Origin of the sequence: Christiangramia sabulilitoris, from assembly GCF_007050985.1 — a bacterium.
GTDB lineage: Bacteria > Bacteroidota > Bacteroidia > Flavobacteriales > Flavobacteriaceae > Christiangramia > Christiangramia sabulilitoris.
The window spans coordinates 459,608-474,890 of sequence record NZ_VHSF01000001.1; the positions used below are offsets into that span (position 1 = coordinate 459,608).

At 39.5% G+C, this 15,283-nt stretch carries 12 protein-coding genes; 9 read left to right on the forward strand and 3 right to left on the reverse strand.

Annotated elements, in window-relative coordinates:
• Window positions 1-67 precede the first annotated feature (67 nt).
• The 7 genes from FGM01_RS02065 to FGM01_RS02095 all read left to right on the forward strand — a co-directional run bounded on the left by FGM01_RS02065 (window position 68) and on the right by FGM01_RS02095 (window position 9,389).
• Complete coding sequence (locus FGM01_RS02065; RefSeq protein WP_143409460.1) at window positions 68-2,281, forward strand: bifunctional alpha,alpha-trehalose-phosphate synthase (UDP-forming)/trehalose-phosphatase; 2,214 nt, start codon at window positions 68-70, stop codon at window positions 2,279-2,281.
• A 138-nt stretch (window positions 2,282-2,419) separates the two neighbouring features.
• The gene (locus FGM01_RS02070; protein ID WP_166435172.1) at window positions 2,420-2,707 is read left to right on the forward strand and encodes a YtxH domain-containing protein; all 288 of its coding nucleotides are present in this window, start codon (window positions 2,420-2,422) and stop codon (window positions 2,705-2,707) included.
• Window positions 2,708-2,843: 136 nt separating this feature from the next.
• Window positions 2,844-4,163 carry a M28 family metallopeptidase gene (locus FGM01_RS02075; RefSeq protein ID WP_243735771.1) on the forward strand — a complete coding sequence of 440 codons (1,320 nt, stop codon included), beginning with the start codon at window positions 2,844-2,846 and terminating at the stop codon, window positions 4,161-4,163.
• Between the two features lie 17 nt (window positions 4,164-4,180).
• Complete coding sequence (locus FGM01_RS02080) at window positions 4,181-5,023, forward strand: dienelactone hydrolase family protein (RefSeq protein ID WP_143409463.1); 843 nt, start codon at window positions 4,181-4,183, stop codon at window positions 5,021-5,023.
• Between the two features lie 164 nt (window positions 5,024-5,187).
• Window positions 5,188-5,391 carry a hypothetical protein gene (locus FGM01_RS02085; RefSeq protein WP_143409464.1) on the forward strand — a complete coding sequence of 68 codons (204 nt, stop codon included), beginning with the start codon at window positions 5,188-5,190 and terminating at the stop codon, window positions 5,389-5,391.
• Window positions 5,392-5,401: 10 nt separating this feature from the next.
• Window positions 5,402-6,025, forward strand: coding sequence for a PRC-barrel domain-containing protein (locus tag FGM01_RS02090; protein ID WP_143409465.1), 624 nt, complete (start codon window positions 5,402-5,404; stop codon window positions 6,023-6,025).
• Window positions 6,026-6,167: 142 nt separating this feature from the next.
• Complete coding sequence (locus FGM01_RS02095; RefSeq protein WP_143409466.1) at window positions 6,168-9,389, forward strand: WD40/YVTN/BNR-like repeat-containing protein; 3,222 nt, start codon at window positions 6,168-6,170, stop codon at window positions 9,387-9,389.
• A gap of 47 nt (window positions 9,390-9,436) precedes the next feature.
• Here FGM01_RS02095 and FGM01_RS02100 read toward each other — a convergent pair whose 3' ends face one another.
• Entirely contained in the window at window positions 9,437-10,405 is a 969-nt protein-coding gene (locus FGM01_RS02100; RefSeq protein ID WP_143409467.1) for an App1 family protein, read from the reverse strand.
• 71 nt (window positions 10,406-10,476) lie between these two features.
• Between FGM01_RS02100 and FGM01_RS02105 the strand changes: the two genes are divergently transcribed.
• Window positions 10,477-11,349, forward strand: coding sequence for a diacylglycerol/lipid kinase family protein (locus FGM01_RS02105; protein ID WP_143409468.1), 873 nt, complete (start codon window positions 10,477-10,479; stop codon window positions 11,347-11,349).
• 41 nt (window positions 11,350-11,390) lie between these two features.
• On the opposite strand, the gene FGM01_RS02110 is transcribed toward FGM01_RS02105, so the two are convergent.
• Entirely contained in the window at window positions 11,391-12,035 is a 645-nt protein-coding gene (locus FGM01_RS02110) for a gluconate 2-dehydrogenase subunit 3 family protein (protein WP_143409469.1), read from the reverse strand.
• Window positions 12,036-12,045: 10 nt separating this feature from the next.
• On the reverse strand, window positions 12,046-13,746 hold the full coding sequence (locus FGM01_RS02115; RefSeq protein WP_208012710.1) for a GMC oxidoreductase: 1,701 nt from the start codon (window positions 13,744-13,746) through the stop codon (window positions 12,046-12,048).
• Window positions 13,747-14,030: 284 nt separating this feature from the next.
• Between FGM01_RS02115 and FGM01_RS02120 the strand changes: the two genes are divergently transcribed.
• The gene (locus FGM01_RS02120) at window positions 14,031-15,269 is read left to right on the forward strand and encodes a nucleoside permease (protein WP_143409471.1); all 1,239 of its coding nucleotides are present in this window, start codon (window positions 14,031-14,033) and stop codon (window positions 15,267-15,269) included.
• The last annotated feature ends 14 nt before the right edge of the window (window positions 15,270-15,283 follow it).

Consider the following 15,283-nt stretch of genomic DNA (forward strand, 5'->3'; position numbering starts at 1 on the left):
TGGTCTAAAATGATTTTCGGAAATTTAATAAATTTCAAACGCGTCACAACAGCATTTACATATAATTATGAGTAAAACGATCATTCTATCCAACCGGTTACCCCTGCAAATTTCAATAGAAAATGATACCCTTGAGGTCACTCCAAGTGTTGGAGGCCTGGCAACAGGTTTAAAATCATTTCATAAGGACGGAGATAGTGTTTGGATAGGATGGCCCGGCTTAACTGAAGAAGAAATTCCGGAACATTTGAAAGAGGAGGTTCAGAAAAAGGCCCGGGAAGAAAATTGTGTCGCCGTTCATTTGAATTCAGCAGAAATAGACGGCTTTTATTATGGTTTCAGCAACAGGACCATCTGGCCATTATTTCACTATTTCATGGAATATACAGAGTCTGATGATGAACACTGGAAAACCTATAAAGAAGTAAATCAAAAATATGCCGATGAAGTACTTCAGCATTATGAAGATGGCGATGTGATTTGGGTGCATGATTATCAATTATTATTGGTTCCCAATATGATCAGGGAACAGAAACCGGAGGCAGTGATCGGGTTTTTTAATCATATTCCTTTCCCATCCTACGAAGTTTTCAGGACATTGCCCTGGAGAGATGAAGTTCTTCAAGGTGTGCTGGGGGCAGATCTTATTGGTTTCCATACCTATGATTACGAACGTCATTTTTTAAGTTCTGTAAGTAGAATTCTAAGACACCAGGTAGATTTTAATGAAATTACCCTTCCAGACAGGATCGTAAAGGTGGATTCTTTCCCTATGGGAATAGATTACAAGAAATTTGAGCAGGCTGCTTTAGATCATTTTGAAAGTACCAGCGCAGACCAATCTGAACTTCAAAGAAGACTGGACCATCACCTGGAAGCTACCCCAGATGCTAAAATGATCCTGAGCATAGACCGGCTGGATTATACCAAAGGTATTGCACACCGAATAAGGGCCTATGAATATTTTCTGGATAAGAACCCGGAATTTATTGAAAAGGTAAGACTGGTTATGCTGGCCGTTCCTTCACGATCTAATGTTCCCCAGTACCGGAGACTAAAAAGAGAGATCGATGAACTGGTGGGAAGGATCAATGGAAAATTTTCTACGGTAAGCTGGACACCTATCTGGTATTTTTATAGATCCCTACCCTTTAACAACCTGATTGATCTCTATACCACCTGTGATATAGCCCTTCTAACGCCAATTCGCGACGGGATGAATTTAGTGGCCAAAGAATACATTGCTACCAGAACCAATCATACCGGTGTACTTATTTTAAGTGAAATGGCCGGGGCAGCCCATGAAATGAATGAAGCGCTGATTATTAACCCAAATAATTTTGAACAGATTTCCCAGGCCTTGAAAACCGCTTTTGAAATGCCCGAGGAAGAGCAGATTGAGCGAAATAAAATGCTTCAGAAAAGATTAAGAAGGTACAGCGTGGAAAAATGGGCGAATGACTTTATGAAATCGCTCAGGGCTACCAAGGAAAACAGGGATTCCTTTAAATCTATTCGTATCACTCCAGAGATCTCTGAGGAGATCATGACTCAGTTTAGAAATGCCAAAAAAAGGATACTATTTATAGACTATGACGGTACATTGGTAAATTTCGTCGATAAACCTGAGAATGCTAGACCAGATGATGAATTAAAAAATCTTATCAGGACGCTTAATTCCAGGGAAAATACCGATGTCATCCTGATTAGCGGTAGAGATAAAAATACTTTAGGCAGTTGGTGGAAAGATGTTCCCGTTGAACTTATCTCGGAACATGGAGTTTGGATGAGACAGATAGATGGCGAATGGGAATTGTCTGAAAATGTGAAAAGTGAATGGATGGATGCGGTAAGGCCGGTTATCGAAAATTTCGTAGACAGAACCCCGGGAACATTCATTGAGGAAAAAAATTATTCCCTTGCCTGGCATTACCGTAAAGCAGATCCTGAATTAGGCGAAATAAGAGCCAATGAACTTAGCAATGTATTAAAAGAATTAATTTCCAACCGTGGGCTTAGTGTCCTTGAAGGAAACAAAGTGCTGGAGATCAAAAGCAGTGACGTAAATAAGGGTAAGGCATCCACCAAAAAACTTATAGGTAATAACTACGATTTTATATTTGCTATTGGCGATGACTGGACAGATGAATATATGTTCCGGGAGCTGCCGGAAACTTCGCATACGGTTAAGGTAGGAATCAAAAAAACTTCTGCCAGATACTATGTTGAAGGCACGCCTAAAGTGAGAACATTGCTGGAAAAATTCCGGGATAATTTATAGGCCGATTTTCTTGTTAAATTCTTTGGCAATTTCACTGAAAGTTTAATTATACATTAACGCATCTACTATGGCTTCATGCTGAATTCTGATTAATTTTATCCTATGAATTTAAATCGAACCAATTTAAAACCAAATTCAATGAAATCAGGAAATTTATTAGCAGGATTAGTATCAGGAGTGGCTGCAGGTGCAGTATTAGGTCTTTTATTTGCCCCTAAAAAAGGAAGAGATACGCGTAAGGCGATCACCGAAAAAGGAGATGAGTATATCAAGGGAGCAAACAGAAGTATCCATGACTTTACAGATTCTATTAATCATAAAGTAGAAGCTCTTAAAGCCAGAACAAAGGCAAACTTATCTGATTCTAAATCCAAAGAAAAAATTAATCAGGCTAAAGCTGAAATGCACGAAATGAGAGCCAGTTAATTAATAGAGTAATTGAATAATGCAAAGCCCTGTGGTATCACCACGGGGCTTTGTTTTTTTTTATTCTCAAACTTCTGTATTTTAGAAAAAAATTGATTGAAAAATGATAAAATTATCCCCCAGATTTTTACTTGCCATGATCTCCATATTTGGAGTTAGCCTATCGACTAACGCGCAGGATACAGATAAGAGATTATATGAAATTATTGACGATATCTCTGCAGATAGTATAGAGTATGATATAAGAAAACTAGCCGGTTTTGGCACCAGGAACACCTTTAGCGATACAGTTTCTGATACCAGGGGAATAGGTGCTGCCAGGAGATGGATCAAATCTGAATTCGAAAATATCTCTTCTAAATGTGACGATTGCCTGGAGGTTTTCTATCAGAAAGATTATGTTACTCCAGAAGACGGAGATCGTATACCTAAAGAAGCCTGGGTCGTAAACGTTGTAGCTATACAGAAAGGTGCTAAATATCCCAATCGCTATGTCATTATGAGTGGTGATATAGATTCCAGAGCCAGCAATACGATGGATTTTACCACAGATGCTCCCGGTGCAAATGATAACGCCAGTGGAATGGCCGGAACCATGGAAGCAGCGAGGGTCCTTTCTCAATATGAGTTTGACAGCAGTATTATTTATGTGGGCTTATCTGGTGAAGAACAAGGTCTTTTTGGTGGCAAAGGTCTGGCTGAATTTGCTAAAAAGAATAACTGGGATGTTATTGGCATCCTTAACAATGATATGATAGGTAATATTGAAGGTGTGGATGGAGTAATAGATAACCGAAGTTTTAGAATTTTTTCTGAACCTGTTCCGCCGAATGAGACTGAACGGGAAAGAAGAATGAGAAGATTCTATGGTGGCGAAGTAGATGGAATTTCCAGGCAACTGGCCCGTTACATTCATAATAACGTTAAAACCCATATGCCAGAAATGAATCCAATGATGATCTACCGTCTTGATAGATTTGGACGTGGCGGTCACCACAGGCCTTTTAATGACCTAGGTTTTGCCGGGGTCAGGATCATGGAAGCTCATGAAAATTATAACAGGCAGCATCAGGATATTCGCACCGAGAACGGGATAAATTATGGAGATGTGGTAGAAGGAGTGAATTTTGAGTATGCTAAAAAACTTACTGCGGTCAATGCGATCAACCTGGCCAGTCTTGCCTGGGCCCCTCCCGCCCCTTCTAAAGTAGAGATCGGGGGAATAGTTGAGCCAAGCACTAAACTAAGATGGGAGCCGGTTAAAGGTGATATAGCCGGCTATAAAATATACTGGAGAGATACCACGGCACCGCAATGGCAGCATTCAAGGTTTGTTGGAAATGTTACAGAATTTACGTTGGAGGGAATTGTCATAGACAACTTCCTGTTTGGAGTAGCAGCGGTGGGTAAAAACGGGCATGAAAGCCTGGTGGTTTTCCCAAACGGAACTTTTTGATAATTAATAATGATTATATGAAACGATTAAGTATAAATTTTCTTCTGGCTTTAAGCCTTGTGAGTGGTATTTCCTGTAAAAATTCTGAAAGATCCTCAGGGGAAAATTCTTCAGATACTGGTGTGACCACCTCAGATTCAGCTGAACTATCACATTCATCACGGCACCACGAATGGGTTACCTTATCACATGACGACCGGGAGTTTGATGCTTTTGTGGCCTACCCTGAAACTTCTGAAAAGGCAAAACCTGTAATCGTTATTCATGAAAACCGTGGGCTTAATGACTGGGCTCGCTTATTTGCAGATAAACTGGCAGAAAAAGGATTTTTAGTGATCGCTCCAGACCTTATCTCTAATACGGTAGAAGGGAAAAGGCGGACTACAGATTTTGATAATTCTGATGCCGCTCGCTCTGCGATCTATGATCTTGACAAAGATCAGGTAACCGCAGACTTAAACGCTGCTTATGAATATATAAGCAAGGATCCGGCTTCTACCGGTAAGGTTGCGGTAGTTGGATTTTGCTGGGGAGGATCCCAAACTTTCCGGTATGCAACAAGTAATCCAGATATCACCTCAGCTCATGTGTTCTATGGAACTGCGCCCACAGGGCCGGAATTGATTTCGAAGATCAGCGCACCTGTGTATGGCTATTATGGAGGGAACGACAATCGTGTTAATTCTACTTTAGAAGAAACTGAAGAATTGATGGAAGCTGCCAGGAAAAAATTTGAATATGTAATTTATGAGGATGCTGGTCATGCATTCATGAGAAGCGGACATATGGAAGATGCGCTGCCGGCAAATAGAAAGGCCCATAATGAAGCTTGGGAAAGATTGCTTAAGCTTTTGGAATAATTTTTATTAGCATAGATCTAACAGCCGGATTTTCAATATCCGGCTTTTTTCATTTTAACCCCTGGCCTATTACTCGTAAAATTCTATTTAACAATACTTTACACCAATTTTAAATAAAATTAGGAGATAGCCTCTTTACATTAGATAGACTAAAAAATAACGTCATGGCCGATATTAGAATTGAAAAGAAGAAGCCTGTCTGGCCCTGGTTATTCCTCATCATCATCCTGGCAATACTGGTATTTCTATATTTCTACGGAAGCATGAGTACGGAAGAAAACGATGAAATAGAAAATATAGATTATAAGGAAACCACTTCTCAGACTTCTGCATCAAATTCAACTGGAATTTCTTCTATCAACATTTAAATCTTGAAATATGAGCACCGGGGATAAGTATTTATATTACCTGTCAGAATTAAAGGATTATAAGGTAAATCGCAAAGACCCCGATATTCGCGGGTGGAAAGTAAAAGACCTGGACAATCGTATAATTGGAAAGGTCGACGATTTTTTGGTGAATATGGAATCAGGTAAAGTCGTGTATATTGATGTGGAAGTAGAAAAGAGTATAATAAACATGAAACACGATCCTTACGCCCAATCCCAACATACAGAATTCAGTGAGTTTATTAATAAAGAAGGTGAAAATCATATTATCATTCCTATTAATTTAATAGATATAAACACTGAGAACAAACATGTAGTCACCCAGACTATTAATTATGAAACCTTCGCTGAAACAAAACGCTATAAATCTGGCACCACAATCAGCAAAGAATATGAACAACAAGTACTAAGTTCTTATAAATCCAACCAGGATCAGGATCCAGATAAACATGATCCTGAAGAAGTTGAAAGAACAAGATCTGCTTACACTCATGAGGATATAACAGCAGAGGACAATGCCCTGGGAATTAATCAACCGCCTACCGCAAGTAGATCTGGCAATTTAAGGCCTGAAAAAACGCTTGATGAAGATAGTGAGTGGAAACACGAATAAGGACGAAATTCAAATTTCAGAAATAAGTATTTAGCAATGGAAAACAATTTATGTTTTCCATTTTTGCGTTTAAAGTGAGTAGAGTTGTTTTTGGTTGAAAATTGTATCTTCGACTTTCTTTTAACCTATTATGCTCACCTATATGAGAAAAATTTATTTCCTCCTTACCATTTTTATGTTTACCTCCCTTATACAGGGACAAACTGTAAACCCATCATTATTTAAAAGTAAAACTCCAAGAAATATAGGACCTGCCGGAATGAGCGGGCGCGTAACTTCTATAGATGTAGTAACCAGCAATCCTGATATTATGTATGCCGGAACTGCCTCAGGAGGTTTATGGAAATCTACCAGTGGCGGGGTAAAGTGGGCACCGGTATTTACAGACCAGGTAACCGCTTCTATTGGAGCCGTGGCAATTCAGCAATCCAACCCTTCAGTTGTGTGGGTGGGGACAGGAGAAGGAAACCCTCGCAATAGTCTAAATGGTGGTTATGGGATTTATAAATCTCTTGACGCGGGCAGAACCTGGACCAGTATGGGACTGGAAGAGACCCGTCATATTCACCGTGTGATCATCCACCCTTCTAATCCAGATATAGTTTATGCGGCTGCTATTGGATCACCATGGGGTGCACATGAAGAGCGCGGCGTCTATAAAACAACCAATGGTGGTAAAAGCTGGGAAAAAATATTATATGCCAACAAATTAACCGGAGCAGCAGATCTGGTCATGGATCCTAATAATCCTAATAAACTCATTGCTGCTTTATGGGAGCACAAAAGAGACCCATGGTTCTTTCGTTCTGGTGGAAAAGGTTCAGGATTATTCATCACCCATGATGGCGGCGAAACCTGGGAAGAAAAAACTTCAGTAGATGGTTTGCCAGATGGCGAACTTGGACGTATAGGTCTGGGTATCGCACCAAGCGACTCCAATATAATTTATGCCCTCATAGAATCAGAAAAAAATGCCCTCTATAAATCACAGGACGGAGGCTTTTCCTGGAAAATGATCAACGATAAAGATGAGATTGGGAACAGGCCATTTTATTACAGCGATATATTTGTGGATCCACAGAATGCAAACAGGCTTTATTCTGTTTTTACCTATGTAAATGTTTCAGAAGATGGAGGCAAAAGTTTTGAGTCCCTTATGCCCGCATATGGGGTAGATAATGGAGTTCATCCAGACCATCATTCATGGTGGATCCACCCTGAAGACGGAAGCTTTATGATGGATGGGAACGATGGAGGTTTAAATATTACCCGCGATGGTGGTAAAACCTGGAGATTCGTGACTAACCTGCCTGTCGCCCAGTTTTATCATATAGCGGTAGACAATGAATATCCTTATAATGTTTACGGGGGTATGCAGGATAACGGAAGCTGGAGAGGACCGGCATATGTATGGAAATCTCAGGGAATAAGAAATTCATACTGGCAGGAGATCTCTTTTGGTGACGGCTTTGATGTGGTTCCAGATAAAGATGACAGCCGCTATGGCTGGAGCATGAGCCAGCAGGGGTATGTGAGTCGTTATGATCACCTCACCGGAAATAATTATACAGTTAAACCTACCCATCCAGATCCAGAAGTAGAATTAAGATTTAACTGGAATTCAGCAATAAACATTGATCCGTTTGATAATAACACCCTTTATTTTGGAAGTCAGTTTGTTCATAAAAGCAATGATAAGGGACTAACCTGGAAAGTGATCTCTCCAGACCTTACTACAAATGATCCTGAAAAACAAAAGCAGGAAGATAGTGGCGGGCTTACTATAGACGCTACCGGCGCCGAGAATTATACCACCATACTGGTAATTGAGCCTTCACCCTTGGAAAAAGATATGTTATGGGTTGGTACCGATGATGGAAAGGTTCATTATACGACAGATGGGGGTAAAAACTGGAAAGATGTATCTGCCAATTTACCCGAACTGCCCGAAGGCAGCTGGATAGTTCAGATAAAAGCTTCAAATAAGAACAAAGGAGAAGCGCTACTTGTAGCTAATGATTACAGAAGGTATAATTATGAACCTTATGCCTATAGAACCAGGAATTATGGTAAAAGCTGGACCCGTATCGTTGAAAAGAACGATACAGAAAGTTATGCCTTAAGTATTGTCGAAGATCATGAAGAAAGGAATCTTATGTTTCTGGGTACAGATGATGGTCTATATATTTCCTTCAATGCCGGGAATGACTGGCAAAAATATACCAATGGGTTTCCGACGGTTTCAGTAAAAGATATGGTTATCCATCCGCGCGAAAATGACCTGGTGCTTGGAACTTTTGGCAGGTCTGCCTGGATACTGGATGATATTAAACCATTTAGAGCCATCGCAAAAAATCCTGATTTACTTGAAAGTAAAGTTGCCCTTTTTGAGCCACCGGTGGCATATCATTCCGCCTACCAGCAACCTACCGGAAGCAGGTTTGGAGCAGATGCCACTTACCATGGTGAAAATCGCGCCGGTGGTGGAAGGATCACCTATTACGTTCAGGTACCGGAAAAGTCAAAAGATGAAAGTTCTAAAAAATCGAAAGAAAAAGAAGGATCTGAATCAGACTCAGCTGAGGTATCTGAAGTAAAATGGGATTCACTGGTGCTTAATATATACGATGGAGAACGGCTTATCAGGACCTTAAAAGAAAAGGCACCAGATACTACCGGAATTTATACTTTAACCTGGAGGTTAAAAGAAAAGGGAGTTTCGTGGCCATCCAGAGAGATAAAGGAGCCAAAAAGTGAACCTTCAGGAGTTGATGTAAAACCCGGAACTTATAAACTGGTCTTAAATTATGGAGATCAGACTTCTGAAGGGACCATCAAGGTAGAATCAGATCCTAGGCTGGAAGTTTCTCCCGCTAATATCGAGGAAGTCTATTCCAGCCTTAAAGAGCTTGAAAATATGACCAGTACTGCTTCACTGGCGGTTAAACAATTAGTTGAAAGTAAGAATATAGCCAAAGACTATTTAGATGAGTTAAGCGCTCAGAAGAATGGAGAAAAAGAATTTAAGGTTGAAATTAAGGAAAGTAAAAATGTGATCGAAGAAATAGAAGGGCTAATCGCATTGTATTTAGGAAAAAAAGATGAAAGACAGGGTATAGTAAGAAACAGGGAACTCACCGTCGTTGAAAGGATTGGGCAGGCACAAAGTTATGTAAGCAGCAGGCAAAGTGGACTTACAGAAACCGAGAACACGTTGATCAAACACGCCCGGAATGATCTGGAAGAAGCCCTGGTTAAAACTAACAAGTTTTTCGCTGAAAACTGGTCTACTTACCGAAACAGGATGGAAAGCATAGATCTACCGGTATTTAAGGAGGTTAATACTTTTGATTTGGGGAATTGATTTCCTCTTCCAGAAAATTAAAGCCCTGCTTCGTTGCAGGGCTTTTTTTATATTATGTCAATTCTTTCAGAATGTTGTATAGCTTTTTCACTATTCCTGAAATAACAAACACTTACTCCCATGCTTTCGATATTTTCTAAAACCTTATTGATCTTATCTTTTTGTTTGCTGCTGGTCTGCCTGATATAAACCGCCCTAATATTTAACGGGAAACTTTTGCAGATCTTTTCGTAGAGATAAGCATCATGCTGGGAATCATCACCCAGTAATACATATTTAAGTTTGGGGTAAAAGGAAATGATATCCTTTATCTTGATAAATTTATGATCATGATCTCCCCTACCCGATTTTATAAAATCACTAAGACCTGTCTTAATATCTTTCAATTTAATTACCGCCTTAGGCAGATCGTGTAAGGCAGCAAACTCCTCGATAAAATCATACAGATTCCATTCGCTGCTGGAGACGTAGAAAAAGGAATTCGAGGCTTTCTTCTTATTATCCTGGCCGGCGATACTTAATCTTTTATAGTGCCTTACCACGTCATTAAAAACTTTGCGTTTATTAAGGTTTTTTGAAAGCATCACATATAGTTTTTTAAAAAAACTATTACTATGAGAGATTAGAAAAGTATCATCAATATCAGAAATGATCCCGAACCTGCTTTTATAAGGTTTTAATAACTCACCGGTTTCTATGATTCCGAAATCATGCATTTTGCAAATCACCTCATATCTATGCCAGCCCGGTTCAAGATCTTCGTTATAGGGGATGGTAAATCTAAAATATCCATCATCCATGGTTTTCGTGGTGACTTCCAGGTCCCTGAATCTTAATTTTACTTCATAGTTCTTTAAAGGTTTGATTCGGAATTTGTGCAAAATGGCGTAGGCGTGCTTTATACCTTTTTTCTCAATACTGTATTTATCAGGGGCCCAGGACTCGAATAAATGACCAAAAACAACCAGTTCCTCGTCATTCGCATATCCCCGGTATAACTTAAGATCTAATTTCAAAATATTGGCCTTTTTTTAAAATTGCTTTGTTCCAAAATAATTAATTTTAAGCGTTTTGTAAACATAACCGTATGAATTTTAAGGAAGTTTTATTGGTTGTAAATCCAATTTCCGGAGACACAGAAAAGGTTAAAATCATTTCACGGGTTAGAAAGCATATTGAAAATGTGCAGGCAAATTTTCATTTATATTCTACTACCGGTGAGAATGATAAGGAAAATATTTTGTCCCGGATCAAAGATCATAAAATAGACCGTGTTCTGGTCGCAGGTGGAGATGGCACTATAAATCTGGTTGCTAATGCGATCAAGGATTTTAATATCGCTATGGGTATTATTCCTGCCGGCTCGGCGAATGGACTGGCGGTTAATTTCAATATTCCTGAAGATTTGGATGAACAGATAATGATCTCACTAGGCTCAAATACAATAGATTTGGATTTGATCTGCCTGGATGATAGCATATGCCTTCACCTTAGTGATCTTGGGATTAATGCTGAATTAATCAAAAACTACGACCAATCTTCTATCCGGGGAAAATTTGGTTACCTCCTCAATTCTATACCCACGCTTATTCAAAGTGAATTCCCTTTTGAATTCACCATAGAAACAGAGTCTCGAAGGCTGGAAGCCAGGGCGATTTTATTAGGTATAGCAAATGCGAATAAATATGGGACCGGCGCTAATGTAAACCCCAAAGGGGTACCGAATGATGGAAAGTTTGAGATCCTTATCTTTAAGAAATTAAGCATCACGGATATAATCAAAACCCTAAGAAATGAAAGCGACCTGGATCCGGATTTTGTTGAAATAATTCAATCGAAAAAAGCTAAGGTCTATAGTAAAAAACCTGTAGCTTTCCAGATAGACGGTGAATATATTGGAAAAAGAACTGAAATAGATATTAAAATTATACCACGGAAACTGAAAATGGTCATTCCGTAAAAATTTAATACTACCGGATTTTATTTATTTTTTATCTTCGGTTATAAAGACATGGCCTTACCATTTCCTAATTCGTCATTGGGCCCGCAGGCAATATATATCCCTGGAATAGGATCATACCACATTACATTTTCACCGATTTCCTCGCTGTTTTTCCAGGCCCAGATCCCTAGCTCCCTCACCGTGGTAAGGTAGGCATAAGCTCCCGCATCTGCATCGATACCCATTTCAGTTTGTTGTTTCTGTGCATCCTGTGTTTCTGTGAGTCGTGTCACATATTGCTCCTGTTCTGCCGGGCTCGCTTTTAAATATTTCCTGGTAATTTCCTCGAATTCCTGCTTAACACCTTCTTCCTGTGCTTTTTCATATTCAGTTTCAAAGGCACTGGAAAATGCATTGGCTGCTTCAGTAAACCTTTTTCTTCTTTGCTCATCTGCTACCTCATCCATATAAGAATCAATAAACTGAGCTATGTTCAGATCTGAAGCTCCCGGGGTGTCTGTTTTCGGTATAATAATTTCCAGTACATTTTTTAGGGTGTAACCCTGGGCCGCACTTAAAAAAACGGGTTGCCAGTCATACTCTGGTTCGCTCTTACAACTATGTAATAAACTAAGGGTGCCGGGCCCAACAATGATCGCTCCTGCTCCCAGTCCAATATTTCGTAATGCCTGTCTTCTATTCATAAATAAAGAATTAAGCTATTGTCTTTTTAAAATTTTTAACCGCATGATCCACAGCTCTTGCCGTAAGAGCCATATAGGTCAAAGAAGGGTTTACACAGGATGCAGAAGTCATGCATGCGCCATCGGTGACATATACATTGGGCACCGCATGAACCTGGTTAAAAGAATTCAACACAGATGTTTTTGGATCTCTGCCCATTCTTGCAGTACCCATTTCATGGATTCCAAGCCCGGGTGCACCAATATCATCATATGGTCTCACATCTTTGAAGCCAGCCTTTTCAAGCATTTGAACTGCCTGGTCTTTCATATCTTCCCTCATTTTAAGCTCGTTCTCCTTAAACTCTGCATCAAAAGTGACCGTAGGTAATCCCCACTCATCCTTTTTATCATAATCCAGCATCATCTTATTTTCATGATATGGTAGTGTTTCACCAAATCCGGTCAATCCCATGGTCCAGCTTCCGGGCTCTGTAAGCTTTTGCTTTAATTCCTTCCCATAACCCATCTCGGCTACGGCATCCTGCCAGTTATCCCGGCTGGCTCCGCCCTGATATCCATATCCTCTTATAAAGGCACTATCTTTTTCTCCTAAGTTCCGGAAACGAGGTAAGTATATTCCATTGGGTTTTCTTCCTTTATAATACGAATCTTCAAAACCCTCATATTTACCATAAGCACCAACCTGGAAGTGGTGATCCATAATATTATGCCCTAATTCACCACTGTCATTACCCAGACCTTCCGGAAAACGATCAGACCTGGATTGCATTAGAATACTTGTAGAAGCAATGGCAGATGCACAAAGGAAAATCACGTCAGCATAATATTCGTATACCTCCATAGTTTCTGTATCAACTACCTTTACTCCAATTGCTTTTTTCTTATCGGCATCATATAAAACTTCAGATACAATGGAATAAGGCCTGAGATCCATGTTTCCGGTTTTACTGGCGGCTGGAAGTGTAGAAGAATTACTACTGAAGTATGCGCCGTAAGGACAACCTCGTATGCACCTGTTTCTAAACTGGCAACTGCCCCTACCTTCAAATTTCTTATCGCCGGTAATATGTGCTACCCTGCCGGCAGTCATGATGCGGCCATCAAAATTTTCATAAATACTTTGTCTTAAATGATCTTCCACGCAGTTCAACTCCATCGGGGGAAGGAACTGCCCGTCAGGAAGCTGAGGAAGGTTTAGTTTTTCACCGGATATACCAACAAAAGACTCCACTTTATCATACCAGGGTGCTATATCTTTATAACGAATAGGCCAATCTACAGCGATACCATCGTTTTTATTTGCTTCAAAATCAAGATCGCTCCATCTGTAACTATGTCTTCCCCACATGATAGATCTTCCTCCAACATGATATCCCCGCATCCAGTCAAACCTTTTGATCTCGTTATATGGATGTTTAATATCATCCACAAACCAGTGCTTACTGGGTTCTGTGATAGTATAACCAGTGCGTGCCTGTTTATGCTGACGGTTAAGCTCTTCTCTGGGTAACTGTCCTTTATACTTATAGTCCCAGGGATCATCGTTCATGGTAGGGTAATCCTTCACATGCTCTACCATCCTTCCTCTCTCCAGGACCAGGGTTTTAAGCCCCTTTTCACAAAGTTCCTTGGCAGCCCAGCCACCACTAATACCGGTGCCTACAACTATAGCATCGTATTTATCATTTTCGTAGTATATACTCACAATTATTAATTATTTCGGTGATTCTTATGGTGGAAACCTATCAAATATATAAATATATAGGCATAATTTTACATCTTTAAAAAAAAGACTACATTTAAATTTGAACTTTTTTTGAATTTTTAATTAGCTATAATCTTGTTCTATTAATTACTATCAATGATTAACAATTCAGATGTATTTATTCATTCTGCCAGTAACCAGATGTACTGTTTCTGATGTTTCTTGGTGCTTTAATAAAAAAATACCAGTTAAAATAATCTGTATAAAATAATTACAACCCAACTACTATGAACAAACTTGTAAGATTTCAACTCTCCCTAATGATGTTTCTGGAATTCTTTATTTGGGGAGGTTGGTTTGTTACCCTTGGTACTTTTTTAGGATATAACCTTAATGCTACAGACGTACAGATCTCAACCGCTTTTTCCACCCAGTCCTGGGGAGCAATTATTGCCCCTTTTATTATCGGGCTTATAGCAGATCGCTTTTTTAATGCGGAAAGGATACTTGGTTTCCTGCATTTAATAGGAGCAGTGTTATTATACCTTATGTACAATAGCACAGATTTTACAGGCTTCTATCCCCTGGTCCTGGGATATATGATCGCATATATGCCCACGCTGGCATTGGTTAATTCTGTTTCCTTTAATCAAATGAAAGATCCGGCCAGGGAGTTTTCCTATATAAGAGTTTTCGGAACTATTGGCTGGATCGTGGCCGGTTTGGTAATTAGCTATCTTTTTTACTGGGATGCTCCCGAGGCAAGACAGGAAGGAATGTTGAAATATACATTCCTGATGGTTAGTATAGCTTCGGCCTTTCTGGGCGTTTTTAGCTTTACTTTGCCCAAAACACCTCCCACGGTAGACAGATCAAAAAAAGTAAGTATCGTTGAAACTTTAGGACTGGATGCCCTAAGCCTTCTGAAAGACAGGAATTTTTTAATGTTTTTCCTGGCTTCGGTACTTATTTGTATTCCTTTGGCTTTTTATTACCAGAACACTAATCCATTTTTATCTGAAATTGGAGTTCAGAATCCAACCGGTCTTATGACCATTGGTCAGGTATCTGAAGTATTATTTATGCTTCTTCTCCCCTTTTTCTTTAAAAGATTCGGTTTTAAACTTACCATTATTGCAGGAATGCTGGCCTGGACCTTAAGGTATGTACTCTTTGCCTATGGAAATTCCGGTGAATTAATCTTCATGCTTATAACCGGTATAGCCCTGCATGGCATATGCTACGATTTTTTCTTTGTTTCAGGACAGATCTATACAGATTTCAAAGCAGGCTCAAAATATAAAAGCTCTGCGCAAGGTCTTATAACCCTGGCTACTTATGGCGTGGGAATGCTAATAGGATTCTATGTAGCTGGAATTATTACCAATGCATATGTTACAGGTGAAAAAATGCATGATTGGGAAACCATCTGGATATACCCGGCTGCTTTCGCATTTATCGTTATGCTGCTTTTTATCTTATTTTTTAAAAATGAGAAGATCGATAAGAAAGATATAGAATTATAAAATTGAAATAAGTT